General features: G+C 34.2%; 28 protein-coding genes and 1 other annotated feature. Of the genes, 27 read left to right on the forward strand and 1 reads right to left on the reverse strand.

What is annotated here, in order from left to right:
- Position 1 precedes the first annotated feature (1 nt).
- From MUN42_RS00970 to MUN42_RS01050, 18 genes are all read left to right on the forward strand, one after another.
- Positions 2-658 carry an adenylate kinase gene (locus MUN42_RS00970; protein ID WP_243342403.1) on the forward strand — a complete coding sequence of 219 codons (657 nt, stop codon included), beginning with the start codon at positions 2-4 and terminating at the stop codon, positions 656-658.
- 130 nt (positions 659-788) lie between these two features.
- Positions 789-1,007: a translation initiation factor IF-1 gene (gene infA / locus MUN42_RS00975; protein ID WP_243342404.1), complete on the forward strand. Its 219-nt coding sequence runs from the start codon at positions 789-791 to the stop codon at positions 1,005-1,007.
- 7 nt (positions 1,008-1,014) lie between these two features.
- Complete coding sequence (gene rpmJ, locus MUN42_RS00980) at positions 1,015-1,128, forward strand: 50S ribosomal protein L36 (RefSeq protein ID WP_004818043.1); 114 nt, start codon at positions 1,015-1,017, stop codon at positions 1,126-1,128.
- A gap of 11 nt (positions 1,129-1,139) precedes the next feature.
- Positions 1,140-1,484: a 30S ribosomal protein S13 gene (rpsM, locus tag MUN42_RS00985; RefSeq protein WP_243342405.1), complete on the forward strand. Its 345-nt coding sequence runs from the start codon at positions 1,140-1,142 to the stop codon at positions 1,482-1,484.
- Between the two features lie 8 nt (positions 1,485-1,492).
- The gene (gene rpsK, locus MUN42_RS00990; protein WP_243342406.1) at positions 1,493-1,888 is read left to right on the forward strand and encodes a 30S ribosomal protein S11; all 396 of its coding nucleotides are present in this window, start codon (positions 1,493-1,495) and stop codon (positions 1,886-1,888) included.
- A 12-nt stretch (positions 1,889-1,900) separates the two neighbouring features.
- Positions 1,901-2,494 carry a 30S ribosomal protein S4 gene (gene rpsD / locus MUN42_RS00995; protein WP_243342407.1) on the forward strand — a complete coding sequence of 198 codons (594 nt, stop codon included), beginning with the start codon at positions 1,901-1,903 and terminating at the stop codon, positions 2,492-2,494.
- A gap of 31 nt (positions 2,495-2,525) precedes the next feature.
- Positions 2,526-3,479 (forward strand): DNA-directed RNA polymerase subunit alpha, encoded by a 954-nt coding sequence (locus tag MUN42_RS01000; protein WP_243342408.1) that lies wholly within the window; start codon positions 2,526-2,528, stop codon positions 3,477-3,479.
- A 9-nt stretch (positions 3,480-3,488) separates the two neighbouring features.
- Positions 3,489-3,830, forward strand: coding sequence for a 50S ribosomal protein L17 (gene rplQ, locus MUN42_RS01005; RefSeq protein WP_243342409.1), 342 nt, complete (start codon positions 3,489-3,491; stop codon positions 3,828-3,830).
- Between the two features lie 489 nt (positions 3,831-4,319).
- Positions 4,320-4,448, forward strand: a complete 129-nt coding sequence (locus tag MUN42_RS09770; RefSeq protein WP_279323772.1) for a hypothetical protein — start codon at positions 4,320-4,322, stop codon at positions 4,446-4,448.
- Between the two features lie 333 nt (positions 4,449-4,781).
- A complete protein-coding gene (locus tag MUN42_RS01010; protein WP_243342410.1) occupies positions 4,782-5,228 on the forward strand; it encodes a 4Fe-4S cluster-binding domain-containing protein in 447 nt (148 codons plus the stop codon).
- 26 nt (positions 5,229-5,254) lie between these two features.
- Positions 5,255-6,037, forward strand: coding sequence for an SPASM domain-containing protein (locus MUN42_RS09825; protein WP_243342411.1), 783 nt, complete (start codon positions 5,255-5,257; stop codon positions 6,035-6,037).
- Positions 6,024-7,565 carry an ABC transporter ATP-binding protein gene (locus tag MUN42_RS01020; protein ID WP_243342412.1) on the forward strand — a complete coding sequence of 514 codons (1,542 nt, stop codon included), beginning with the start codon at positions 6,024-6,026 and terminating at the stop codon, positions 7,563-7,565. The genes MUN42_RS09825 and MUN42_RS01020 overlap by 14 nt, the downstream gene beginning before the upstream one ends.
- A 107-nt stretch (positions 7,566-7,672) precedes the next feature.
- Positions 7,673-8,089 carry a hypothetical protein gene (locus MUN42_RS01025; protein ID WP_243342413.1) on the forward strand — a complete coding sequence of 139 codons (417 nt, stop codon included), beginning with the start codon at positions 7,673-7,675 and terminating at the stop codon, positions 8,087-8,089.
- Positions 8,040-9,293 (forward strand): ABC transporter ATP-binding protein, encoded by a 1,254-nt coding sequence (locus MUN42_RS01030; protein WP_243342414.1) that lies wholly within the window; start codon positions 8,040-8,042, stop codon positions 9,291-9,293. Before MUN42_RS01025 ends, MUN42_RS01030 begins: the two co-directional genes overlap by 50 nt.
- 296 nt (positions 9,294-9,589) lie before the next feature.
- Positions 9,590-10,696 (forward strand): PP2C family protein-serine/threonine phosphatase, encoded by a 1,107-nt coding sequence (locus tag MUN42_RS01035; RefSeq protein ID WP_243342415.1) that lies wholly within the window; start codon positions 9,590-9,592, stop codon positions 10,694-10,696.
- Positions 10,693-11,331, forward strand: a complete 639-nt coding sequence (gene deoC / locus MUN42_RS01040; RefSeq protein WP_243342416.1) for a deoxyribose-phosphate aldolase — start codon at positions 10,693-10,695, stop codon at positions 11,329-11,331. The genes MUN42_RS01035 and deoC overlap by 4 nt, the downstream gene beginning before the upstream one ends.
- Before the next feature lie 2 nt (positions 11,332-11,333).
- Complete coding sequence (locus MUN42_RS01045; protein ID WP_243342417.1) at positions 11,334-12,782, forward strand: alpha-amylase; 1,449 nt, start codon at positions 11,334-11,336, stop codon at positions 12,780-12,782.
- Complete coding sequence (locus tag MUN42_RS01050) at positions 12,782-13,372, forward strand: ribonuclease H family protein (protein WP_243342418.1); 591 nt, start codon at positions 12,782-12,784, stop codon at positions 13,370-13,372. Before MUN42_RS01045 ends, MUN42_RS01050 begins: the two co-directional genes overlap by 1 nt.
- A gap of 86 nt (positions 13,373-13,458) precedes the next feature.
- Here MUN42_RS01050 and MUN42_RS01055 read toward each other — a convergent pair whose 3' ends face one another.
- Positions 13,459-14,949, reverse strand: coding sequence for a carbon starvation CstA family protein (locus MUN42_RS01055; RefSeq protein WP_243342419.1), 1,491 nt, complete (start codon positions 14,947-14,949; stop codon positions 13,459-13,461).
- A 249-nt stretch (positions 14,950-15,198) separates the two neighbouring features.
- Positions 15,199-15,441 (reverse strand) — a binding site (T-box leader).
- A 201-nt stretch (positions 15,442-15,642) separates the two neighbouring features.
- Here MUN42_RS01055 and MUN42_RS01060 point away from each other — a divergent pair.
- The 9 genes from MUN42_RS01060 (at position 15,643) to MUN42_RS01100 (ending at position 25,383) form a co-directional block, all read left to right on the forward strand.
- Positions 15,643-16,914: a Glu/Leu/Phe/Val dehydrogenase gene (locus tag MUN42_RS01060; protein WP_243342420.1), complete on the forward strand. Its 1,272-nt coding sequence runs from the start codon at positions 15,643-15,645 to the stop codon at positions 16,912-16,914.
- Between the two features lie 102 nt (positions 16,915-17,016).
- A complete protein-coding gene (locus MUN42_RS01065) occupies positions 17,017-18,078 on the forward strand; it encodes a branched-chain amino acid aminotransferase (protein ID WP_243342421.1) in 1,062 nt (353 codons plus the stop codon).
- 9 nt (positions 18,079-18,087) lie between these two features.
- Positions 18,088-19,179, forward strand: a complete 1,092-nt coding sequence (locus tag MUN42_RS01070; protein ID WP_243342422.1) for an iron-containing alcohol dehydrogenase family protein — start codon at positions 18,088-18,090, stop codon at positions 19,177-19,179.
- A 236-nt stretch (positions 19,180-19,415) separates the two neighbouring features.
- A complete protein-coding gene (locus MUN42_RS01075) occupies positions 19,416-20,192 on the forward strand; it encodes a retropepsin-like aspartic protease (protein WP_243342423.1) in 777 nt (258 codons plus the stop codon).
- 9 nt (positions 20,193-20,201) lie between these two features.
- On the forward strand, positions 20,202-20,984 hold the full coding sequence (locus MUN42_RS01080) for an EFR1 family ferrodoxin (RefSeq protein WP_243342424.1): 783 nt from the start codon (positions 20,202-20,204) through the stop codon (positions 20,982-20,984).
- Positions 20,985-21,135: 151 nt separating this feature from the next.
- Positions 21,136-21,558, forward strand: coding sequence for a winged helix-turn-helix domain-containing protein (locus MUN42_RS01085; protein ID WP_243342425.1), 423 nt, complete (start codon positions 21,136-21,138; stop codon positions 21,556-21,558).
- 274 nt (positions 21,559-21,832) lie between these two features.
- Positions 21,833-23,056, forward strand: a complete 1,224-nt coding sequence (locus MUN42_RS01090) for an MFS transporter (protein ID WP_243342426.1) — start codon at positions 21,833-21,835, stop codon at positions 23,054-23,056.
- A gap of 373 nt (positions 23,057-23,429) precedes the next feature.
- Positions 23,430-24,353, forward strand: a complete 924-nt coding sequence (locus MUN42_RS01095; RefSeq protein WP_243342427.1) for a restriction endonuclease subunit M — start codon at positions 23,430-23,432, stop codon at positions 24,351-24,353.
- Position 24,354: 1 nt separating this feature from the next.
- Positions 24,355-25,383 carry an Eco57I restriction-modification methylase domain-containing protein gene (locus MUN42_RS01100; RefSeq protein ID WP_243342428.1) on the forward strand — a complete coding sequence of 343 codons (1,029 nt, stop codon included), beginning with the start codon at positions 24,355-24,357 and terminating at the stop codon, positions 25,381-25,383.
- Positions 25,384-25,429: the final 46 nt, after the last annotated feature.

The raw sequence follows: 25,429 nt of genomic DNA on the forward strand, positions 1-25,429 counted from the left end.
AATGAATATTATTTTATTAGGCCCTCCTGGAGCTGGGAAGGGTACACTAGCAAATAAAATCAAAGAAAACAAAAATGCTGTTCAAATTGCAACCGGAGATATCTTCAGATATAACATCTCAAATGAAACTGAACTTGGCCTAAGGGCTAAAGAATATATGGACAAGGGAGATTTGGTACCGGATGAGCTTACAGTTGATCTGGTATGGGATGCGTTTGACAAAATAGAAAAAAATAATAGTCAGGACAATATTGTACTATTTGATGGTTTTCCAAGAACAATTGACCAAGCCAGTGCCTTAGATAAAGGCATGGAAGAAAGAGGTCAGCAAATCGACCATGTTGTATATTTTGATATAGACGAAGAGATTCTTATCCATAGAATAACTGGAAGGAGAGTATGCCCAAACTGTGGAGCCACCTTCCACATCGAAAATAATCCTCCAAAACTTGAAGGTATTTGCGATGTATGTGGAACTAAGCTTATTCAAAGAAATGACGATAATGAAGAAACTGTAAAAAACAGGATCGACATTTACAAGAGTCAAACATCCGTACTTATTGATTATTACAAGGATAAAGGTATATTAATAAGTATTGACGGCGCAAATTCTCCTGAAGAAGTTTTCGAAGAATTTTGTGATAAATTAGGAGTTTAATTCTAATTTATGAAGATAAAAATACTGCGATAGAATCTTAACAGATTATATTTGTAGGTCATGTTGATATAAGACAATTTAAAAAATGGCGTTCAATAGACAAAAATTATAAAAAGGAGGGGTTCTATCGATGTCAAAAAAAGATGCTATAGAAGTTACAGGAGTTGTTGTTGAAGCACTGCCAAATGCAATTTTTAAAGTAGAGCTTGAAAATGGTCATCAAATCCAAGCCCATATTTCAGGCAAGCTTCGTATGAACAGCATTAGGATACTAGAAGGAGATAGAGTAACTGTAGAACTATCTCCATATGATCTTAGCCAAGGTAGAATAACCTGGAGAAAGAAGTAGGAGAAATATGAAAGTTAGAGCATCAGTTAAAAAAATGTGTGATAAATGCAAAATTATCAAAAGAAATGGTAAAGTAATGGTAATTTGCGAAAATCCAAAACATAAACAAAGACAAGGTTAGAGGAGGGTTAAATGCCAAGAATAGCTGGTATAGATTTACCTAGAGAAAAAAGAGCAGAGATCGGCCTTACTTATATCTATGGAATAGGTCGTTCAACTGCAAATGAAATACTAAAAAACACAGGAATCAACCCTGATACAAAAATGAAAGATCTTACAGAAGATGAACTAGGTAAGATTCGTGATGAACTAAACAAATACACCATAGAAGGTGACCTAAGACGTGAAGTATCAATGAACATCAGAGCTCTTAGAGAAATCGGATCATACAGAGGACTTAGACACAAAAACAATCTTCCAGTAAGAGGACAAAACACAAAGAACAATGCTAGAACCAGAAAGAGCAGAAAGGGTTAAGGTAGTAAATGGCACAAAAAGGAAAAAGCACTTCTAGAAGAAGAAGAGTTAAGAAAAATGTTGAACGTGGCCAAGCTCACATTAACTCAACATTTAACAATACAATGGTTACACTAACAGACATGAAAGGAAATGCAATATCTTGGGCATCTGCAGGACAACTAGGTTTTAGAGGTAGCAGAAAGTCAACTCCATTCGCAGCAAGCGAAGCTGCAGAAGAAGCTGCAAAAAAAGCTATCGACCAAGGACTAAAAACTGTAGAAGTATACGTAAAGGGACCTGGTTCAGGAAGAGAATCAGCTATCAGAAGTCTACAAGCTGCAGGACTAGAAGTTACAATGATCAAAGACGTAACACCTATTCCACACAACGGATGTAGACCACCAAAGAGAAGAAGAGTTTAATAAGGAGAGATTATGGCAGTATCAAAAGATCCAGTATACAAAAAAGCAAGAGCTTTAGGAATTTCTCCAGCCTACCTAGGTTATACAGGAGAGAGCAAGAGAGCTCTTCCAAACAGAAGGGCAAAACTTTCTGAATACGGCTTACAACAAAGAGAAAAACAAAAAGCTAAATTCATCTACGGAGTAAGCGAAAAACAATTTAGAGGTTACTACGACAAGGCAACAAAAATGAGGGGTCAAACAGGTGAGCAACTTATAATCCTTTGCGAAAGAAGACTAGATAACATTGCTTTTAGATCAGGTCTTGCTAGAACAAGAAGAGAAGCTCGTCAAATAGTAACTCATGGACACCTAACAGTAAATGGTAAACAAGTAGACATCCCATCATACCTAATAGAAGAGGGAGATGTAATAGAAGTACGTGAAAAATCAAAAACTAGCCCACTATTCAAAGCTATCAAAGAAGTAAATGCTTCATTTGGCGTTGTTGAATGGTTAAGTACAGATTTAGAAAAGCTAAAAGTAACAGTAGATAGATTCCCAACTAGAGAAGATATCGACATTCCTGTTGAAGAACGTATGATCGTTGAGTTCTACTCTAATTAGGTAGAAACTAAGTTAGAACTAAGGAGTTACCATGATCGAAAAACTAGATACAAGTATACAAATTTTGGATATAAAAGAAGAAGAAAACTACGGAAAATTTGCTTTATATCCACTCGAGAGAGGATATGGTACAACCATTGGAAACAGTATGAGAAGGGTGCTCTTATCATCCTTACCCGGTTCTAGCGTATCAAAAATACTTATAGAAGGAGTCCTACACGAATTCTCTACAATAAGTGGAGTAGTAGAAGACGTACCTGAAATAGTTCTAAATATTAAAGGTCTAAATCTAGTAAAACACACCGAAGACGATATAACACTATTTTTAGATATAGAAGGACCTAAGATAGTTACAGCTAAGGATATCAAATCCGATGCAGAAATCGAAATAGCAAACCCTGACCACTATATAGCTACAGTTAACGAAAAATCCAAACTATTCATAGCTATGGATGTTACAGATGGAAGGGGATACAGGATAAGCGAAGAAAACAAAAAAGAAAGTGATCCAATAGGGGCTATAGCAATAGACTCATCATTTACACCAGTAGAAAAGGTAAACTTCACAGTAGAAAATACCAGAGTTGGTGAAAGGACTGACTACGATAAACTAATACTTGAAGTATGGACAAATGGAACAATTAGTCCTCAAGAAGCCCTAAGCCAAGGAGCTTCAATCCTAATCGAAGACTTTGCCTTCTTCAAAGAACTACCAAACCAAAAGTTCCCACCTGAGGAAGAACAAGTTGAAAAAGAAATAGAAGAAACTGAAGAAGTAAATGAAGATCTAGACATGACTATAGAAGAACTAGACATCTCATTAAGATCATTCAACTGTCTAAAAAGAGCAGGAATGCACACAGTCGGTGATATAACAAAAGTAAGCGAATCAGACCTTAAATCAATTAAAAACTTCGGTAAGAAATCACTAACAGAAGTCAAAGAAAAACTTGCCGAATTAGGATTAAGTCTAAAGGACGAATAGGAGGAAAGTATGGCCCAAAAAAGAAAACTTGGTAGAAGAAGTGACCATAGAGATGCTATGCTTAGAAATCTTGTGCAATCATTATTTGATAATGGTAGAATCGAAACTACTGTAACTAGAGCTAAAGAAGCACAAAAAATGGCTGACAAAATGATTACACTTGGTAAAAAGAACACTCTACACACTAGAAGACAAGCAGCAGCATACCTATACAAACCATCTACACTTCAAAAACTATTTAACGAAATAGCACCAGAATACGAAGAAAGAAATGGTGGATACACAAGAGTACTAAAACTCGGACCAAGAAGAGGCGACGGCTCAGAAAGAGCTATCCTTGAATTAGTTTAATAACAAGTCCATGACGCGGCGATGGACTCAAATCTATTTATTTAGATTATAATTTAAATAAATCCCATTGAGGGAATAAGGCGTAGGCATTACAAGTGTCTGCGCTTTTTTAGTGGTTAGTATTTAAATCTATATCTTTTATCTAAAAGAAGTTTACATATATATTTATATTTTATACTATGACAAAAAATATTTGAAAACTCACTTATAAAATAGATTGCTATAAAAAATATAAAGGAGGTTTTAAGATGAACAATGATATAATTAATACATATGAAACACCAGAGGCGGAAGTTATGGCGGAATGGAACAAGTCATACTAATATCTGTTATTTAACGGATATTAGTATTAAATACAAATGTAGAACTACTCTCGGATGAGAATATTAATAATATCATTAATATTGAAGGAATAAATAAAAAAAATTTTATACTTCCTGTAAGTCTTGATGGCCTTAAGGATAGAGGATTTGGTAAAATTAAAAACGATTGGATGTAAGAAGTGCTAATGATGCATTCGATATAATTATTTATAATTCAAATGGTATTATTTTATTAGTAGTCTATTCGAGTTTCGGTGTCCTTATTTGTAATGTAGACTATGCATCTGGAAAGTAAAAGTATATTCCTTTTTTTTTCAACTTCTTTATAGCAGGCAAATCCATTTCATCTATCAGATGTAAATGTCTTTATAGCATCTTTTGGTAATGTTTTAGTTAATTTATTAATTACTCCTATCCTAATTATTAATCTTTATATTGAAATTTATGGTAAACATATAAAATAAATAAACTATTGACAATCCATGAAATCGTTATATAATAATGTCATATAGAATTTACATATTCACAGATTCCATAAATAATTACAGGAAGAAGTAGTTTATGAACGAGATAACTTGTACTACTAGTAACGTTGTTATGCTATTGTGTGGATGTGTAATTGGTTCTTGTGGAAATACTGTTACACCAGATTAAATTATATAATAATGAGCAAGTAAATGCAGCTGATAGAAGCGATAGTTATGATTACTTGGTAGATAATTATTTTTCTAGTAAAAAAGAAAATGATAATAAAGAGATTTCTTTTAATTTAAATAACATTAAAAATGTACAATTAAAAATATCTAATACTTGTAATATGTCTTGTGACTATTTTTATGCTAACAAAGGAAATTGTGGTAAAAATGATAGTTTGATGAATATTGATGTTACTAACAAAGCTATCGATTTTATAAATAATAATTTAGTAAATGTAGAAAAAGTATCTTTTTTTGGAGGAGAATTATTATTAAATTATGAAAGTATATCTATGTTTTTACATAAACTTAGAAATAAAGATACTATGTACTCAACAGTTACAAATGGAACATTATTAAATAAAAATTTATTGAATTGATTAAGGAATTTAATTTAAAAATAATTGTGAGTTTAGATGTTAACAGAAGGATACATGATTATCATAGAAAGTTTAATAATGGTGGAGGAACTTTTGACACCATTTATAATAATTTGAATGAGTTGTCAAATTATGGTATATTTCCAACTATGATTGAGGGAGTATATACTAGAAATTCCGAATCAACTTTAACAAAAAGACAGATATCTGAATATCTATATAATAAATTTAAGCCAAAATTCATAGGGATTAGTAATGTAACAACTGAAATTAATGAATATAAGCCTAAAATTTTAGAAGATCATTCAGAAGATTATGTAGATTTTATATTTAAAAAAATAGAAAATGAAGAATATTTTTTTGTTTCTGATGTATATATAATTATAACTATGATTATGGAAAGAAAGAAAAGTTATTATTTTTGTGGTGCGGGTATAAATTCTATTTTTATAAATGAATCGGGTGATATTTATCCATGTCAATTATTTGACGAAAATAAACTATATTATATGGGAAATATTTATAATGATAATTTTGAAAAATATTTCTTAGCTAATAATAGATTAGAACTAATGAATAAGAATATATTATATAAGTGCAATTCTTGTATTTGTAAATTTTGGTGTACTAGTTGTATAGGAAATCAAGATGAAGTAAATAGGATTAAATGTAGCTCTAAAACTACTAATTGCTTTGGAACACAGAAAATAACAGAGCTTACGCTTAATAAATTTACAGAAATTATAAATGAAGCTAGATTTGAAGCGTTCGGAGATAACATGGAGAATATATTATATGGAGAGGAATAACCTATTTAATTTAATAATTTATACAATTGTTAGTTTTCTTGCAGCTTTTTTCACTATAAGATTATCTTATATATCTGGTGATATAATCAATAGGATTATTGGAGGTGTAATTCTAGAAGGGATAGGTCTTTATATATTGGCTGTTATTATCCTTATATTTTTATACATAGTGGCAACCACCCTTAAGGCCTATGTTAAGAATTATATTACATCTTATAATCTTAATAATTTAAGAAATAAGTTATACAGGACCATAATGGGTCTTGATCCAAATTCCTATAATAATAAAGGTGGGTCTTACTACCATAATCTTACCTATACCGATATGGAAACATTGAGGAAGTATTATTTCTTGCCTAAACTTAGTCTTATAGATAATGGAATTTTGCTTATAATAGCCTGTCTTGGAATTTTTGCTATCCATCCTATATTTTTACTTATTGCCCTAATTTCAACCTTTATTCCCTACATAATACCTAAGTTATATTCGAAGAAACTAAAGGAAAGGAATAAGGCTGTCTCAGAAAAAAGCGAAAGTTTTATAGGCTTTGCCAAGGAAGCCATCCTTGGTTTAAATGTAATCAGAGATTTTTCCCTAGAGGATAAGAAGATTGATGAGTTTGACCAAGCAAATTCTGATAAGTTAGAAGCAGAAAATGCCTTGACCTATACACAAAATCTCCTTGGAGCATCCTACATCTTTACAGGCTTTTTTATGTATGCCTTTGTACTAGGGTGTGGAGTTATCCTCAATATCAAGGGTCTTATAAATGTTGGCGATATTATGGTTGCATCTCAATTAACTAATAATATAAGAAGACCTATTATTGCTCTAATTGATAATAAGATGAAGTTATCGTCTACTAAGCCTATAAGGGATAAGGTAAGTCAGCTTTTAGATAAAAGGATTATCGAAGATAATAAAGATATGCCGGTATTTAGGCAAATAAAAATCAGGAACCTATCTTTTTCTTATGATGGAAAAACAAAGATACTAGACGGGGTTAATCTGGACTTAGACCTTGGGAAAAAATACCTCCTTGTAGGCGAGTCTGGATCTGGAAAATCTACTTTCCTAAAGATTTTAAGTAAGGAGAATAGTACATATGATGGAAGAATTGACCTAGGAGGAGTCGATTTAAAAGATATTGGATCAAGAGGCTGGAATAAGGTATCTTCCTATTTGAGTCAAGATGTCTATATTTTTGAAAGAGCACTTTCTTTTAATATAGCCCTAGATGAAAACTATGATAGGGATAAGCTAAATAGAGCTATTTATAAGGCGGGTTTGGATAATTTTGTAGAAGAGCTTGAAGAAGGCTATGATACCATAATCAAGGAATCAGCTACTAATATTTCAGGAGGGGAGAAGAAACGAATAGGACTTGGTCGAATTTTTTACAAGGATCCGTCAATACTTCTTTTGGATGAGCCTTTCTCAGCCTTAGATAAGCAAATAGCCCAAAATTTAGATGATATGCTTGTTAATTTATCCGATAAGACAGTTTTAAATATATCCCATACCTAAGATAAAAGGACTATAAAATCCTATGACTATGTGATTAGCTTCAAAGATTGTGATGCAAGGCTAATAGAAGCTAAAGACTTTGCCCTAGGAAATGAAGGAGGTCTATAATGAAACTTTCAAAAAATAAATACTATTACCTAGCCTTATGCTTCATTAGCCTATATAGCTTGTTTAACATCTTCGTAGCATTTTCCTTTGGAGAAATCTTAAACTTAGTAAAGACTAGTAATTATGACAAGTTCCTAGCCATTATCCTAAAGGCCTTGCTTGTTATCTTACTTCTTGCCATAAGTTTTTATTATAAGGAAAAATTTAAGAGAAAGTATCTGGCAGGAGAGGTTTATAATCTTTCAAATAGGGTATTTACCTCTACTATACTAAGTAGGTCTGAGCAAAACTCTGGTAAGGTTATTTCCCCTACTTACAAACGATATTGTCCTATCAGTCACATCAAGGATAAATCTGACCTTTGTAGTGGTAGAAAATATAATCCTACTCACCTTTGCCATCCTAGCCCTACTTAGTCAAAGGCTTAGTCTATCATTGGTAGTTATACTTGCAGCTCTTATATTGGTCAACTTTCCCAAATTATTCAAGGGGTATTTGTCTAAATATAGGAAGATTCAGACAGAAAACTTATCGAAATTTAATAATTTCATATCCAATAGTCTAGGAGGATTTGCGACAATCAAGGACTTTTCTGCAGAGGCTGCCTTCCTAAAAGATATTGGTAAGTATGGCAAAGAATTTGAAAAATCAATGGTTAGTTCCAAGTTATCAATCAACTTAGCCAATAATATTCAATATGGATTTTCCTTCCTAATTCAGATTATGATCATATTATTAGCAGGGGTCTTGATACATTTAGGTTACTTGGAGATAGGAAGTATCCTTATAGTCGGCCAACTCCTTTCTTTTGTAAGTGAGCCAATCGAGGAGATAGTTAATGCCAAAAATGAAGATCTTGCCAATGACTTAATAATAAAAAATTTAGGAGAAGTAGAAAATAAGGTAGAAGCTGATGGGACAATTGATAAGAATAGCCTAGAAGAAAAAATTGAACTCAAAAATATATCTTTAAATTTTTCATCCAAACAAATCTTTGATAAGGTAAATCTAACCCTAGTAAAGGGCAAAAAATACGCTCTTATGGGGAAGTCAGGATCTGGTAAGTCCACCCTCTTTAAGCTAATTAAGGGAGAGATTAAGGTAGATAAGGGGAAAGTCCTTATAGATGGAGTAGACATCAACGACATTACTAGGGAGTCCAAGAAAAATATTTTCCAAGCAATAGGACAAGATACTTTTTTATTTAATGGGACGATTAGACATAATATATTCTTATATGATAACTTTAGCGAGGATAAGTATAGAGAAATCCTCCAAAGAGTTAATATGAGAGCTACCATAGAGGCCCTAGCTGAAAAAGATATGACTATAATAGGAGAAAAATCCCAAGACCTATCAGGAGGTCAAAGGCAGAGGATCCAAGTTGCGAGAGGGCTTATAAGGGATAAAGATGTCTACCTATTTGATGAAGTAACTGCAAACCTTGATGAGGGAAATGCAAATTTACTAGAAGATACCATAAAAAATCTAGACAAAACAGTTATAGCCATTAGACATAGAATAGACCCTAGCCTAAGAAACTATGATTACATAATCTACCTAGATAAGAAAAAACTAGAGTTTATGGACTACCAAGACTTTATAGACAAGTACCAATAAAGATTGCTCATAAACTTGTAAGTAAAATATATAAAGATTAGATCACTTGATTAGTTTTATTCCAGATGGGAAATATATGACTGGTTAAGTGATTTTATTTTTAGCTAGATTAACTTCTATATTTTATTTCGTTTTAAGTAGCTAGGAGCTAGATTTCTATTATTTTAGTGGGGTATAAGGTGGCTCTACTATAATATACAGATATTTTGATACTTAAACTATATTTGTAAATATTATGATTGATTATTAAATGCCTAAATGATATAGTTAATATAATGAATGGTAAGGGGGCGGATATGATAGAGCCTTGTGGTAATCGTCAAAATTTAGCTAACAATTTTAATTTTTATATTTTGAATTCTATGGACGATTGGGTGAGGGTTGTCGATACCTCGGGTGAGACCGTCTTTATTAATGATTCTTTTAGGAAGGCTGTTAGTTCATCTAAGTCCCTTAAGTCCTATGTTAGTCAAAGTACTTCTTATCTTAATACAGCCCGTATCGATTCTATGAAAAAGACTACCATGATTGAAGAGAAGCTCATCGATGATAGGTATTATTCTATCAAGACTTCCCCTATCTACAAGGATAATTTGTTTGTAGGGCTTGTGGAGGTCTATAGGGATATTACCAGGGAGAGCCTGCTAAAGATTGAGCTTTTTAATAAGAATAGGAACATGGTTGAGGATGTTAGGTTTGTTAGGATGATCCAGTCTAATATTTTGCCTAAGAGTAAGACCTACGGCAAAATTGACCTAAAGAGTATTTACCTACCTACAGATGATGTTTCGGGAGATTTCTTTGATATATTTAAGATAGATGAGAGTAGGTATGCCTTGTATATAGCAGATATTATGGGTCATGGGGTCAAGGCTTCGATTATGACTATGTTTATCAAGGTAACTATGAATGCTATTTTGGATAAGCACCCTCATTACTCGCCTTCTGAGGTTTTGTTTAAGTTAAGGGAGAAGTTTAAGGGACTTGGCATGTTATCATCCCAGTATTTTACCTCATGGTTTTCTATTTTTGACCTAGATAAGAATACCCTAACTTTTTCAAATGCAGGCCACAATTGCCCACCGATTTATTATTCTAAGAGGAAGGATACTTGTGAGTACCTCCTAGCCAATGGCAGGATGATATCAAATATTATAGAGCCTGATTCTTATGATGAGAAAATGGTTAAGTTATCAGACGGAGATAAGATTTTGCTCTTTTCTGATGGGGCTATTGAGTCAAAGAATAAGGAAGGAATAGAGTATGGCCTGGAGAATTTGAGGATGAAGTTTTCTCGATGTTTAGACCTTAATCCAATTTTAGAAGACATAAAGAACTTTAGTCAGGGCAAGCAGGAAGATGATATAAGTCTTGTCCAAGTAAATTTTAAGGAGAATATATGAGCAAATTAAACCAATTTATTGACCACACAATTTTGTATGCAGATGCTAGGAAGGCTGACATCAAGAAGTTAGTTGATGAAGCAAGTGACTATGATTTTTATAGTGTTTGTGTAAATTCATCCTATGTGAAGGATATTAAAGAATATAATAGTGATGTTAGAATTGCAGCGGTTGTAGGCTTCCCTCTTGGAGCTATGGCTACTAGGGCCAAGGCATTTGAAGCAAAGTGTGCCATAGAAGATGGTGCAAGTGAGATCGATATGGTTATTGAGATAGGCCGACTCAAAGATGGAGACTATGATTATGTAAGAGATGATATAAAGGCAGTAAAAGATGCTATAGGAGATAAGGTCCTAAAGGTAATTATCGAAACAAGCCTCCTAAGCGATGAAGAAAAGGTAAAAGCATGCGAGCTATCTGAAGAAGCTGGGGCTGACTTTGTTAAGACTTCAACAGGTTTTTCTACAGGGGGAGCCAAGGTGGAAGATGTTAAATTAATGAAAGAAACAGTAGGAGATAGGCTAAAAGTTAAAGCAAGTGGTGGAATCCACACTAGAGAAGAAGCCCTAGCCCTAATTGAAGCAGGAGCTGATAGGATAGGGGCAAGTAAATCCATTGATATTTGTAAGGAGTAAGTATGGCAAATGATGTAATGATCCAATCTTTCGAATGGGATACAGATGGATCTGGTGACTTTTACAAGAAGTTGACCAAGGATGCTAAGAAGTTAAAGGAAAATGGAATTGATGGCATCTGGCTTCCACCTATGACCAAGGGAGGATCTGATATGGACGTAGGCTATGGGGTCTACGACCTATGGGACCTAGGAGAATTTGACCAAAAGGGCACAGTTAGAACCAAGTATGGTACAAAAGAAGAGCTTCTTGAGGCTATAGCTGCTCTAGAAGATGCTGGTATAAAATGCTATGCCGATGTAGTCCTAAACCACAAGGGTAATGCCGATTTCAAGGAAACCTTCAAGGCAGTTATGGTTGATCAAAATAATAGGAGTAAAGATGTTGAGGGGGAGAAGGATATAGAAGCTTGGACAGGCTTTGACTTTAGTGGTAGGAATGGCAAATATTCAGACATGGTATGGCACTACTACCACTTTTCGGGTGTAGACTATGATGTTAAGTCTGATACCTCAGCTATCTTTAGAATAGTTGGAGATGGCAAGTACTGGGATGATGACGTGTCAGGAGAAAAGGGTAACTTCGACTACCTTATGTATTGCGATATAGACCATGACCACCCAGAAGTAAGGGAAGAAATCTTCAAGTGGGTTGATTGGTTTATAGATGAAACTAAGGTCAGTGGCTTTAGGTATGATGCCCTTAAGCACATATCATCAGACTTTATCAGGGACTTAACCAACCATATCATAAATGAGAAGGGAGAAGAAAACTTCTACCTATTCGGAGAATTCTGGCAATACAACAAGGAGGAGATAGCCGATTACCTAGAGAAAACAGATTACAAAATAGACCTATTTGATGTGCCTCTCCACTTCCACATGAGTGAGGCAAGTAAGTCCATGGGTAACTATGATATGAGAAAGATCTTTGATAACACCATGGTATCTGACTTCCCATCAAAATGTGTAACCTTTGTAGATAACCACGATTCTCAACCAGGCCAATCATTGGAGAGTTGGGTTGAAGTATGGTTTAAAGAAATAGCTTATGCTCTAATCCTCTTTAGGAAGGATGGCTATCCTTGTATCTTTGCAGGTGACTACTATGGTCTAAATGGAGAAGTGAAAACAGATCCTATGTATGATACCCTAAACGATATGATGCAAATTAGGAAAAAATATAACTACGGCAACCAAGACGACTACTTCGATGATCCTGCTGTAATAGGATGGGTCAGAAGGGGAGACGAGGAGCACCCACCACTAGCAGTTTTGATATCCATAAAGGATGCAGCAGAAAAACAAATGCACGTGGGTCCAGACTTTAAAGGCAAGACCTTCGTAGACCTATCAGGTAAAAACGAAGAAATAACGATAGATGATGATGGAAATGGAGTATTTACAGTAGGCCCAGGCTCAGTAACCTATTGGTCTATCAAAGAAGATTAATGAAATATTATGCAGTTAAAAAGGGCAGAAATCCTGGGATATATAGGTCTTGGGAGGCCTGCCAAAAAGAAGTAAGTGGCTACCCTGGGGCAATCTTTAAGTCCTTTACAAATGAAAAAGATGCCCTAGCCTTTATGGAAGACAGGGAAGAAGAAACTGAAGAACTCAGCCCAGACTCAGCCATAGCCTATGTAGATGGCTCTTACAATGCAAAAGAGAAAACCTATGGGGCTGGGGTAGTCTTTATAGAAGAAGATGGACAAAGTGAGCATTACAAGACATATAATGATGACTACTATGTTCACAGAAATGTAGCAGGAGAAGTAAGGGCGAGCGAGCTTGCTATAAATATAGCCATAGAAAAAGCTAAAAAATCTATAACTATTTACCACGATTATCAAGGTATTGCGTCACGGGCCAATAAAGAATGGAAAGCCAACAATGATCTTACCAAATCATATGCAAAGTTTGTAGAAGAAAAAAGAAAAAAACTTAGCATTCATTTCGTTAAAGTAAAGGGACATTCTAATGATAAGAATAACGATATGGCAGATATATTGGCAAAAAAAGCGGCTAAGTTAAAATATTGATTTAAAAAGCTGATTAGCAACTCAATATGCTAATCAGCTTTTTATAGGATGATTTTTAAGTGAATTATTGTTTAATTGTTTTAAAACTAGTTTGCTGTTTGGAAATCGATAAAATCGAGTTCTCTTATATAACTTTCTCTTTCCTTTATCTTTTTTCTAACAAAGATACATATAAATATAACTATGATTGCGGCTACAATATAAGATACAGTATAGCCTTCAATTCCAAATAATTTATCAAGTTTAAATCCTATATCAGCATGGAGTATAAAACTTGAAACTACGAAAGCATAGAACATTCCTGGAATTAAGGATATCCAATAATTCTTTCCATGAGTTCCTAAATATATAGAAATCATAATTAAACCGAATACTGCAACCAGTTGGTTGGTAAAGGCGAAATATCTCCAAAGAATATTAAATCCTGAAGGGTTTATTTTTGCCCAGTATAATATAGCTACTGCAGGTATAAATAGAACTGCTGATAAGCCTATCCTTTTGGTTATTTTTGATTGGTCTATATTAAATTGTTCTGAAAGCATTAATCTTAAAGATCTGAAAGCAGTATCTCCACTTGTTATAGGAAGAACGATTACTCCAATTATTGCAATTAAGCCACCAAAATCGCCCATGAAATGCCTTGCCACTTCACTTACCATTATAGTTGTAGGTGTTTTAAGGTCACTACCTTGATTAAAAAGAATCATAGCACCTGCGGCCCAGCACATAGCTATAAAGCCTTCTACTATCATCATATTATAGAAAGTCTTTACACCATCTTTTTCAGATTTTACAGTCCTTGAAATCATTGTAGCTTGAGTTGCGTGAAATCCTGAAAGAATACCGCAAGCTACAGTTATAAAAAAGACGGGTATAAATGACAAACCGTCAGGATGTACTGACAAAAACGCACCTTCTGTCATAGCATGTAGATCCCTTCCGCCATTAGCAAGGACTCCAACAAATATACCGATAGCTGATATAATTAAAAAAGCTCCAAAAATCGGATAAATTTTACCTATAATTGCATCAATAGGGAAAATTGTAGCAACTATGTAATAAAGTAATATGCCAGCATAAACGAACCAAATAATGCCAGAGTTAATGTCCATACCCATTATATCATTAACAATTAAGTCTCCTGGTGTATAAATAAATACTGCACCGACTAAAAGCATCAATACACAAGTAACTACAAAATATATTTTTTTAGTTCCAGATCCTACATATTTTTCTATAAGTTTTGGAACTTGGCCACCATCGTTTCTCATAGAAATCATACCAGCAAAATAATCGTGTAAGGATCCAGCTAATACACAACCTACGGGGATTGTTATAAAAGCAATAGGTCCAAATAAAATGCCTTGAATTGGTCCAAATATAGGTCCAGTTCCTGCAATATTCAATAACTCAACAAGCTGGTTTTTCCAACTTTTCATAACTACAAAGTCAACTCCGTCCGCTTTTTTAACGGCAGGTGTTTCTCTATCATCAGGTCCGAATACTTTTTCGCAATATTTGCCATAAAAATATCCCCCAATTAATAGAATCAATATACCAATAATAAATAATATCATAAAACTCTCCTCCCTTTAATTGATATTTTATAAATTTATCTGATAATTACCTTTTTAAAAAATTCTACTTATCTAATAATTTGATATCTATCTATAATAAATTTAGAAGATCTTCTTGTAGATTTTTTTAATATACTAAGCTTTAAGCATCTTAAAATAAATCTAAATTAATTTAAAATTATGATTTTTGTTTCATATCCTCCTCCTTAAATTTCGCTAAAAAACCCCTCATCTTTTCTACAATTAAGTAGAAGAGACGAAGGGCAATAGAATATTTATTATACCTTCTCCGCGGTACCACTCTTCTTCATCAAACGATGCTCTCTATTCATCTAATGAATAACCCTATAACGGGAGTTCCCGTCTCCACCTACTAAAAGTTCAATGTGCTGCTCCATGGCTAGTTCTAAGATATGTCCTGACATTTTTCACCGACCAATGTCTCTCTTTATAGGCTAAATAACTTATAATATTCCATTTCTTAGCGTTTATTATTTCTATTATAATTTCAAAATATACAAATGTCAATAGCAATTTCGCTAAAATTATGGATTTTTGTGAATTTACTTTACTATATATTTATAATTATACTTCGATGCAAAAAAATGGTTTTTTTTTATTAATAAAAAATTATTTTTATAAGACGAAAAAAGTGTTATAATAAATTAAAATAATAAATATAAGGAGACAATAATGAGTCAAAAATTAAATATATTGGAAAATGTTAGAAGTTCATATAAGGATGCATGTGATTTATTAGGATTGGATCAAGCAGTGTATGAGATTTTAAAAGATCCTGAAAGAATTATAGAAGTTTCTATACCAATAAAAATGGACGATGGATCTAGCAAAGTTTTTAAAGCTTATAGGTCTGCCCATAGTTCAGCCCTCGGACCTTCCAAGGGAGGAGTAAGATTTGATAAAAATGTGAACGCTGATGAAGTCAAAGCTCTATCGATGATGATGAGTATAAAAACTGCCTTATTAGATCTTCCTTTGGGAGGAGGAAAAGGTGGTATTACAGTCGATCCCAAAAAATTAAGTGAGAGAGAGCTTGAGAGCTTATCTCGTGGTTATGTAAGAGCTATAAATAATTATCTAGGATCAAGAATTGATGTACCAGCTCCTGATGTAAACACTAACGGAAAGATTATGGGCTATTTTGTAGATGAGTATATGCAATTAAATGCTTCAAAACAAGATATAGCTACATTTACAGGCAAACCTCTTGAATTAGGTGGATCACTTGGAAGAGATCAAGCCACAGGTTATGGGGTTGCTTTAGCTGTAAAGTATGCTTATAAAAGGAAAGGGGATAATTTATTAAACAAGACTTTTGCAATTCAAGGATTCGGAAATGTAGGCTATTTTACTGCCAAATATTTGTGTGAATTCGGAGCTAAATTGCTTGCTGTAAATGCTAGTGATTCAAGTGCTAAGTCAGGCTCATCTGCAATTTATTGTGAAGATGGTTTTGATCCTGATGAATTAAAAGATATAAGAAGAGAAAAGGCAACGGTACTTGCATATGACAAGGCTACTAAGATTTCAAATGAAGAATTTTTTGCCTTAGATGTAGATATCATAGTTCCTGCGGCTATGGAAAATGTTATAACTGAAGAAATAGCAAAAACCGTTAAGGCCAAAGTTATAGCTGAAGGAGCAAACGGACCTACTACATTAAAAGCTGCAAATTATTTAGAAGGTAAAGATATATTAATAATTCCTGATATTTTGGCAAATTCAGGAGGAGTATTAGTTAGTCATTACGAATGGATACAAAATCAAATTGGCTATTATTTATCTTATGAAATGATTAAGAAAAAAGAGAAAGAAGATATGCTAAAAGTCTTTGAACAAGTCTTTGATTTTGCAGAAAATAACAAGGTTAACCTAAGAAAGGCGTCTTTTATGAAAGCCGTAGCTAAAATAGCTCAAGCTTTGAAATATAGAGGAAGGTACTGATACTTACAATTATCTTTATTAGTATCGATTAATTGATTTTTTAGTATTTTAAAATTATACATTTATACTATAAATTTGAAAAATGGTAATAAAAGGGGAATTATGGAATTTGAATTTATAAGAAGAGATAAGATGAAAGAAAAACCAAAAGACAACTTAGGATTTGGTAAATATTTTACTGATTATATGTTTGTAATGGAATATAACGAAATAGAAGGGTGGCATAATAAAAGAATTATGCCTTATGGAGATATAACAATAGATCCTGCAACTATGGTTTTACACTATGCTCAAGAAACCTTCGAAGGATTGAAAGCTTATAGGGGAAAAGATGGAAACATATATTTATTCAGACCTTATATGAATGCAAAAAGATTTCAAAATTCTAATGAGAGAATGTGCATGCCTATAATTGATGAGGACCTTTTTGTGGGGGCTATAAAGGAACTTATTAAAGTTGAAAGAGATTGGATACCTTCGGGAGATGGAGAAAGTCTTTATATAAGACCTTTTATGTTTACTAATGAAAGTTCCCTAGGAGTTCACGTAGCGGATACATATAAGTTCATGATAATCTTAACTCCTGTTGGTGCTTATTATCCTCAAGGTGTTAACCCTATAAAAATATATGTAGAAGATAAATTTGTTAGGGCAAGTGTCGGAGGTACAGGTTATGTAAAATGCGGTGGTAATTATGCTGCAAGTCTTGTTGGGCAAAAGAAAGCAGAATCACTAGGATACACTCAAGTTTTGTGGTTAGACGGTGTTCATAGAAAATATGTAGAAGAAGTTGGTTCAATGAATGTTATGTTCCTTATAGATGATACCATTGTAACAGCACCTATTGATGGAACTGTACTTCCAGGGGTTACAAGAGATTCTATATTGACTCTATTAAAAGATATGGGATATAAAATAGAAGAAAGACATATGTCAATAGATGAATTGATGGAGGCAGGTCATACAGGTCGACTAAAAGAAGCTTTCGGCACAGGAACTGCAGCAGTTATATCACCTATTGGAGAGCTTTATTATAAGGGAGACAAAGTTACAATTAACAATTTCGAAACAGGAGATTTGACTCATAAACTATATGAAACTTTAACAGGCATACAATGGGCAAAGATAGATGATAAATATAATTGGAGAGAAAGAGTACTCTAGGAGAAAAATTTGACCACAGTAAACTTAACAAATTATAGTGTAGATAATCGATCTTATCCAGAACTTAAAGATATATGTATAGATGACAAAATTAAAACTGTTGTAATAATAGGTGGTCAAAAAGCTATGAATGCTGCCAATAGGCTAATTAAGGAAAGTCTTGAAGGCTCCACTATAAAAATACTAGGAGAATTTATCTATGGCAAAGATTCGACTAATTCTAATATAGAAATTCTCCAAAATGAAAAATCTATAAGAGAAGCCGATATAATATTTGGGGTAGGTGGAGGAAAAGCCATTGATACGGCAAAAGTTGTAGCTGATAGGCTTAATAAGAATATATATACATTTCCTACAATTTGTTCAAACTGCTCTTCAGCAACTGCTATCGCTGTTGTATATAATGATGATGGTTCACTTTCACATTATGAAGATAAGATCAGGGCACCTAAGCACGTATTTATAAATACTGATATACTTGCAAATGCTCCAGAAAAGTATATGTGGGCAGGAATTGGTGATGGGATAAGCAAAGAACCCGAAGTATTATATGCCATGAAAAATGCTAAGCTTAATCACATAGGAAAACTTGCAAAGGCAATAGCTTCATCATGTCAAGATACTTTTATCGAATACGGAAAGAAAGCCATAAAAGACTGTCAAAATAACATTAATTCAGAAGCAATAGAGGAAGTTGCAATGGATATATTTATAAATACAGGCAATGTTTCCAATTTAACAAATAGAGAAGAGTTTTATTTTAATTCTTCATTGGCTCATGCTTTTTACAATGCGACTTGTGCTGTAAAAAGAAGCGGTGAATTTTTACATGGTCAAGTTGTTGCTTTCGGAGTGATGGTACTACATGCCTATGCAGGTAATGATAAAAAACTTAAAAAGATAGCTGAATTTAATAAAGAGGTAAAATTACCTACAAAACTTTCAGATATCAATTTAAACTACAATGATCTTGATATCATAGCTGATGAAGCAATGAAAACAAATGAGTGGAAAAAGGCTTTGGAAGAATTTTCGAGAGAAAAATTTATAGATTCTATAAAAAAAGCTGATCAATATGGTAGATCATTGAAGGTTGATTAAATAAGACGATTTTAAGAAAAATTTAAACTTATACGATTCCAATAACTATTGTGTAAGCAATGAAGTGATATCTTTGTAGAGTAAATATAAAATATTTTCATGTTCTATTAAATATTTACTATTCAGATTATTTTGATATGGTTATTGGGAGATTATTATATAATAATCTCCCAATAACTTAATTTATTAATAGTAGTACAATTTATGTTATAATAGTAAAAAAGAAGGAGATGAAAATGGAATTTACACCTATACCACTAGCAGATAAGAGATTTTTTAATTATATATTTTTGGGCATATTAGCAGATAAGAAGCCTGTCGTGGCTATGTTTGATACCAGGGGCAATACCCTAATACCAGAAAAGCTTGCCAAGGACTTAGATCTAAAATTCATAGATGATAAGTTTATTGACGAAGAAAAAGGATTTAGAAGGGCGATACTAGCTAGTATGAAGCTCGGAAATCTAAAGTTAGAAGAAGTCCCAGTCCTAGTTTGTAAGGATGAGGTAATTGACCTAGGAGTCGATCCAGTGGGCAATATTTTCCCAGCTGATATGGTCTTGGGATGGAATGTCATAAGCCAATTTGTCTTTAGGGGAGATCTAAGAAAGGGAAAATTTGAAGTGCAAAGCTCAGACTTCAAGAAGCCTAGCCAGAAGCAAAGGCTCAATCAACCAGTCTTTAACATAGTTTTTAACGACAAATCCTACAAGGCAGCCCTAGATACGTCAAGGCCCCTAACTATAATTTCAGAAAAGATAGCCAAGGATATGGAAGTTAAGAACGAGAACGTGGCCTCAACTATCAAGATGCTAGGCCTAGATAAAGAAGAAGTGGTTTATGAGAGCAAGTTTACCTTCAAAATAGATGATGAAGAGGTCAAAATCCCTACTACCCAAGTAGAAAAAGAACTAAACGATAAGGATATCCAAGTAGTATTTGGGGCAGATTTCCTTAGACTTACTTCTTGGTCCCTCTACAACCCTATGGGCTATGTTAGAGCAAGAAACTAGGAGGAGATTATGAATTTAATTATATATTTTACAGGAACAGGCAATACCCTCCACGCAGGGAAAATCCTCGCTCACGAACTAGGAGATACCACCTTCTTTAGGATTAGCAAAAATATGGACAAGGCAAAGGTTAGAGAGCTAATAAATGAAGCTGCTAGCATAGGAATCCTTGCCCCAGTCTATGCTGGAACTCTTCCATATATGGTAAGTGACTTCTTGAAAGTAACAAGCTTTCCCCAAGACACCTACATCTATTCCCTCCTAACCTGTGCAGGTTCCGAGCTTTCAGCCCATACCGATGTAGAGCTTTGCCTAGAAGAAACAAGCAAGCGTAAGGTAGATAACAACTTTACTCTAACCTATCCATCCAACTTCCAAACCCATATGGCTCCAAAAGATGACCAAACAATAAAAAAAGTCGTAGGGGATGCAGAAGATGAACTAAAGAAAATAGCTAGCATTATAGAAAAAAGAGAAAAGGAAGCAATCAAGGTTAAGAAGTTTATGGCAGCTATCTCTAGGGCAAGCCTCAAGATTTTTGTTAAAAAAAATACTGACAAGAACTTCTATTCAGATGACAAGTGCATATCCTGTGGTATCTGCCAAAAGGTCTGCCCAGCAGCAAACATTGATCTAGTAGAAAGCAAGCCAAGATGGAAAAATTCTTGTGAATCCTGCATGGCCTGCATCAACCTTTGCCCAGTAAAGGCCATCCAATACAAGGAAAAGACCAAGACCTGGGGTAGGTATTCTAACCCAGAAATCAACACAAACGAACTAAAAATAAATTAGCGAAAACTATTGACGGAGATTAAAAATATTGGTCTTATTAAAAGTTATGGAAAGCCAAGGCCATAAACAATTTATTCGACGTTAAAAAAGATTTGACGGATTCGGATAACGGAGTTATAATCTAAATAATAAAACAGAAGAGGGGTGGATTTTGAAAGAAGTTCATATACTAAACTCACTAGAAGAAGTAAATATAATAAGTGATCCTATTAGGCTAAAGATAATCTTGACCCTTGGCACTAGTCCCAAGACTGCCCAAGACCTATCCGATGCCCTAGGGGTGAGCCGTTCAAAAATCCACTATCACCTAAAGATACTAGAGCAAAATGGGATGATAGAGGTAGTGGACACAGAGCTTATAAATGGGATTACCCAAAAATATTTTTTGCCTGTGGCAAGGGCCTTTATACCAAGCAGCGAAATATTTAATAAAAACCTAGAAGAAAAGATATTATCCTTCAAAATTCCAGATGATTCCTTCCCTGCCTTCGAAAAAGAAATGAAGGCTTTGATAGAAAAATATGGAAAGGATGAAGGAGAATCCTACCAGCTACAAATTTATAAACTATCATAAAAGGGATTCTTGCATAATAAAGATTCTCAAAGCTTAGAAAAGAAAAGGAGGGCTAGTCTCCTCAAGCCGACGGGCTAGTCTTCCCGAGCCGACGGGCTAGTCTTCCCGAGCCGACGGGCTGTCTCCCCGAGCCGACGGGCTGTCTCCCCGAGCCGACGGGCTTGTCTCCCAAAAGTTAAGTTAATTTCTAAGGAAGTAGATTTTTGTATTTTTGCAAGAGTCCCCTAAAATATCCTCAACAGTCAAAATTATCAAAACGTTAAATAAAAGGAGTATGTTAAAAATGATTAAAAACAAAGATTTCAACCTACTATTATTAGGTAGGCTCATAACCAACTTTGGAGATAGTCTCTATGCCATAGCCGCAACCCTCTTGGTCTACAAGATGAGTGGGTCAACCATCTATTCTGGTATAACCCTCTTTCTAACTTCATCGACGGCCCTTGTCCAATTACTACTAAGTCCTATCCTAGATAAGATTAATATGAAGAAGTTCCTAGTCCTAACTCAACTTATCCAAGCGGGCCTTATCCTAATAATCCCTGCCCTCTACTACTTTTATAGGCTCAGAGTCTACCATATTATGGCCATCATGCCTATTATCGCCCTCATTAACCAGCTGGTCTACCCAGGGCAGATGTCCCTTCTCCCTAAGATTTTACCAGAAGCTGACCTGGTCAAGGGCAATTCTTTGATGAATATGGCCTACCAGGGGTCAAATGCAATCTTTGATAGCCTGGCGGGCTTTCTTATCTCAGTCTTTGGCTTTATGACTGCCTTCTTCGCTGATAGCCTAAGCTTTGTCATAACAGGAATCCTCTTTGCTCTTCTTTCTAAGAACCTTAGCCAAGCTAGTGTAAGAAGTGAGGGTGATTTGATAAGAAAGCACCTTAGGGGCCTTAAGGAAGGACTGGCTTTATTTAAAGATACGAGGATCTTTGCCCTTCTTTTGGGGATTGTCTTTATCAACTTCTCAGCAAGCTCCATTATGGCAGTCCTACCTGCCTTCTCCAAGGAAGAAATATTCTATAGCCTCATGCTTGCCGCCATGGGAGGGGGAGTCCTTGTTGGATCTTTACTTGCAGGTATCGAAAAAATTAAAGCCATCCCCCTAGGTAAGTTATACACCTACGGGATGGGGATAGTGGGACTTATGTGGATAGGAATTTCCTTCTCATCATCAAACTTAGCCCTAGGGGTTACTCTCTACGGACTAGGTTGGTTGGTGGTCGGCATAGTCAACGTCTACGCCCAAACCATGGTCCAAGTCCTAGTTCCAAGAGACAAACTAGGCTCCGCCATGGGCACCATGGTAGGAATATCAACCCTAATGGCACCCCTAGGCGCCCTCCTGGGAGGATTTATGGGAGAATACTTATCAAGCCCAAGAACAATCCTCCTAGCAAGCACAATCATCCTCCTAGTAGCCATCTACTGGGTAGCAAATAAAAATATAAGAAAATTACCAGCAGTTAACAAGGTGGGCGACCTTGGATGATTTTCTGACTCAAATAAAAATATTTTTACCAAACCAAAAGGTTATTTAAAAATAATTCCTTTATGGAAGAAATTCTAAATAGCCTTGCTTTTATATTTTTCACAACCTTTATATTGTGGGATATAGGTCTAAGGGAGATATTTTTACAATTATTATAAATGCTTTTATCCTACTTAGCCATAGATTTATTTAAAAAAATAATAGCTTAGAAGAAAAGCAAAAAATATAGCCTTGGGGGATCTCCAGGGCTTTTTTAGTGAGTTAAGAAAGGCTACTGCTTTGAGGAAAATATTAAATTTACAAGACAAAGAGTGATATAATATAAATAAATATAAAAAGGATAAGACTACCTATAAACACACAAAGGATAGATATGGAAGAGAAGTTAATGGATTTTAATTCCTATGCAATTAGGTCAACACTAAAGAGAATTTTAAAAGATAAATCCACAAAAAAAAATATAATTTGGGCGACTAATACCTATAAAAATTTAGGTCCAGCCTTTGATGATAAAAATGAAATATCATATAAGCTTATTAAAAATGGTTTTGTAATCAAGCCTAGAACATCCAAAAGCAATGAAGATCAGCTAGAAAGAACCAAGCAAAAAGCTGAAGTCTTTACCCCTTCTTGGATAGTTAACCATATGAATAACATCTGTGATGAGCAATGGTTTGGTAGAAAAAACGTTTTTAATACAGAAAAAGAAAATAGCTGGGAACCTATCGAGGATAAAATAAGCTTTCCTATAGGGAAAACATGGAAGGACTATATTGATTCTACTAGACTTGAAATCACTTGTGGTGAAGCTCCCTTCCTTGTTTCAAGATATGACGTGGCTACGGGAGAATATATATCCCCGACTATATTAAGGATAGGAGTCCTAGATAGGAAGCTAAGGATAGTAAATGAAAATACACAAACAAAAGAAGATTGGATAAAGTGGGCTATAAGAGCTGTGGAGTCCTGCTATGGCTACGAATACCAAGGAGATAACCTCCTTCTAGCTAGGATAAATATCTTGCTAAGCTTTGCAGAGTACTTTGAAGAAAGATGGGGAGAAAAAGTGGCAAATCCTATCCTTCTAAAGCTATCCAACATCATCTCTTGGAACCTATGGCAGATGGATGGGTTGACAGACACAGTTCCTTTTGGTGCTCCCTTTGAAGAAGCTCATCAGATAAACATATTTGAATTAGGAAAAAAAGAAGATAAAGAGAAGGAAGCCACCTACTGTAGGATATATGATTGGAGAGCAAATAAATCGGTTAAATTCATGGACTTAAAGGAGAAGTAAAATGAAAAAATTTGATTTTGTAATAGGGAATCCACCTTACCAAGATACTTTTATTGGAGATAGTACACAAGCTCCTCCAGTTTATCACTTATTTGTTGAAGAAGCTAAAGAAATTTCTGATAAAATTTTGCTAATAACACCTGCAAGATTTTTATTTAATGCTGGTGCAACTCCAAAAGCTTGGAATGAAAAAATGTTAAACTATGATCATATAAAAGTTATGAAATATGAACAAAAGTCTGCAAGTATTTTCCCAAATACTGATATTAAGGGTGGAGTTACAATTTTTTATATAGACAAATTAAAAAAGTACAACCCAATAAAAGTCTTTACATCCTTTAATGAGCTTAATTCTATCATACAAAAAATGAATAGATTTAATTATCAATCTTTGTCTACCATAATGTATGGACAAAATACGTATAAATTTTCAGAAAAAGTCCATGAAGATTACAAGGATATAGAAGAAAAATTGAGCAAAGGTCACAAATATGATTTAACAACAAGTATTTTTGATAAATTACCAGAGATATTTTTAGATGATGTTGACAATAAAGAAGATTATATGCAAATAATTGGAAGAAGTAATGGTAAAAGAGTCTATAAATGGATTAAAAGAGCTTATATTAGACCCAACGATACCCTCCTCAAGTACAAGGTAATCTTGCCGTCAGCAAATGGGTCAGGGGCTATAGGGGAGGTTTTAAGCACACCCCTAATCGGGGAACCCCTAATCGGGTATACACAAACCTTTAGTAGCATTGGACTTTTTGAAAGTTATGAAGAATGTGAACACTGTTTAAAATATATAAAAGGAAAATTTGCTAGAGTTTTATTAGGTATATTAAAAGTTACTCAACATAATCCACCAGTAAAATGGAAATATGTTCCCCTTCAAGACTTTACAGAATCTTCTGATATAGATTGGTCTAAGTCAATTTCAGAAATAGATAGGCAATTATATAAAAAATATGGCCTTGATGAAAAAGAGATTTCCTTTATAGAAGAAAAAGTTCAGGAGATGGAATAATGGCAAAGATTAATTTAAACACAGCCAAGGAAGTTATTCCTCAATG

The organism is Anaerococcus sp. AGMB09787, assembly GCF_022808955.1.
In the GTDB taxonomy this organism is placed as follows: domain Bacteria; phylum Bacillota; class Clostridia; order Tissierellales; family Peptoniphilaceae; genus Anaerococcus.

Excerpts from the sequence above, each read along its gene's own strand:
- MUN42_RS01020 (WP_243342412.1), top strand. The coding sequence starts at position 6,024 with ATGGAGAGGAATAACCTATTTAATTTAATAATTTATACAATTGTTAGT.
- MUN42_RS00970 (WP_243342403.1), top strand. The coding sequence starts at position 2 with ATGAATATTATTTTATTAGGCCCTCCTGGAGCTGGGAAGGGTACACTA.
- deoC (WP_243342416.1), top strand. The coding sequence starts at position 10,693 with ATGAGCAAATTAAACCAATTTATTGACCACACAATTTTGTATGCAGAT.
- MUN42_RS01095 (WP_243342427.1), top strand. The coding sequence starts at position 23,430 with ATGGAAGAGAAGTTAATGGATTTTAATTCCTATGCAATTAGGTCAACA.
- rpsK (WP_243342406.1), top strand. The coding sequence starts at position 1,493 with ATGGCACAAAAAGGAAAAAGCACTTCTAGAAGAAGAAGAGTTAAGAAA.
- MUN42_RS01090 (WP_243342426.1), top strand. The coding sequence starts at position 21,833 with ATGTTAAAAATGATTAAAAACAAAGATTTCAACCTACTATTATTAGGT.
- MUN42_RS01055 (WP_243342419.1), bottom strand. The coding sequence starts at position 14,949 with ATGATATTATTTATTATTGGTATATTGATTCTATTAATTGGGGGATAT.
- MUN42_RS01100 (WP_243342428.1), top strand. The coding sequence starts at position 24,355 with ATGAAAAAATTTGATTTTGTAATAGGGAATCCACCTTACCAAGATACT.
- MUN42_RS01060 (WP_243342420.1), top strand. The coding sequence starts at position 15,643 with ATGAGTCAAAAATTAAATATATTGGAAAATGTTAGAAGTTCATATAAG.
- MUN42_RS01075 (WP_243342423.1), top strand. The coding sequence starts at position 19,416 with ATGGAATTTACACCTATACCACTAGCAGATAAGAGATTTTTTAATTAT.
- rpsD (WP_243342407.1), top strand. The coding sequence starts at position 1,901 with ATGGCAGTATCAAAAGATCCAGTATACAAAAAAGCAAGAGCTTTAGGA.
- MUN42_RS01000 (WP_243342408.1), top strand. The coding sequence starts at position 2,526 with ATGATCGAAAAACTAGATACAAGTATACAAATTTTGGATATAAAAGAA.
- MUN42_RS01080 (WP_243342424.1), top strand. The coding sequence starts at position 20,202 with ATGAATTTAATTATATATTTTACAGGAACAGGCAATACCCTCCACGCA.
- MUN42_RS01065 (WP_243342421.1), top strand. The coding sequence starts at position 17,017 with ATGGAATTTGAATTTATAAGAAGAGATAAGATGAAAGAAAAACCAAAA.
- rplQ (WP_243342409.1), top strand. The coding sequence starts at position 3,489 with ATGGCCCAAAAAAGAAAACTTGGTAGAAGAAGTGACCATAGAGATGCT.
- rpmJ (WP_004818043.1), top strand. The coding sequence starts at position 1,015 with ATGAAAGTTAGAGCATCAGTTAAAAAAATGTGTGATAAATGCAAAATT.
- rpsM (WP_243342405.1), top strand. The coding sequence starts at position 1,140 with ATGCCAAGAATAGCTGGTATAGATTTACCTAGAGAAAAAAGAGCAGAG.
- MUN42_RS01050 (WP_243342418.1), top strand. The coding sequence starts at position 12,782 with ATGAAATATTATGCAGTTAAAAAGGGCAGAAATCCTGGGATATATAGG.
- MUN42_RS01035 (WP_243342415.1), top strand. The coding sequence starts at position 9,590 with ATGATAGAGCCTTGTGGTAATCGTCAAAATTTAGCTAACAATTTTAAT.
- MUN42_RS01025 (WP_243342413.1), top strand. The coding sequence starts at position 7,673 with ATGAAACTTTCAAAAAATAAATACTATTACCTAGCCTTATGCTTCATT.
- MUN42_RS01045 (WP_243342417.1), top strand. The coding sequence starts at position 11,334 with ATGGCAAATGATGTAATGATCCAATCTTTCGAATGGGATACAGATGGA.
- infA (WP_243342404.1), top strand. The coding sequence starts at position 789 with ATGTCAAAAAAAGATGCTATAGAAGTTACAGGAGTTGTTGTTGAAGCA.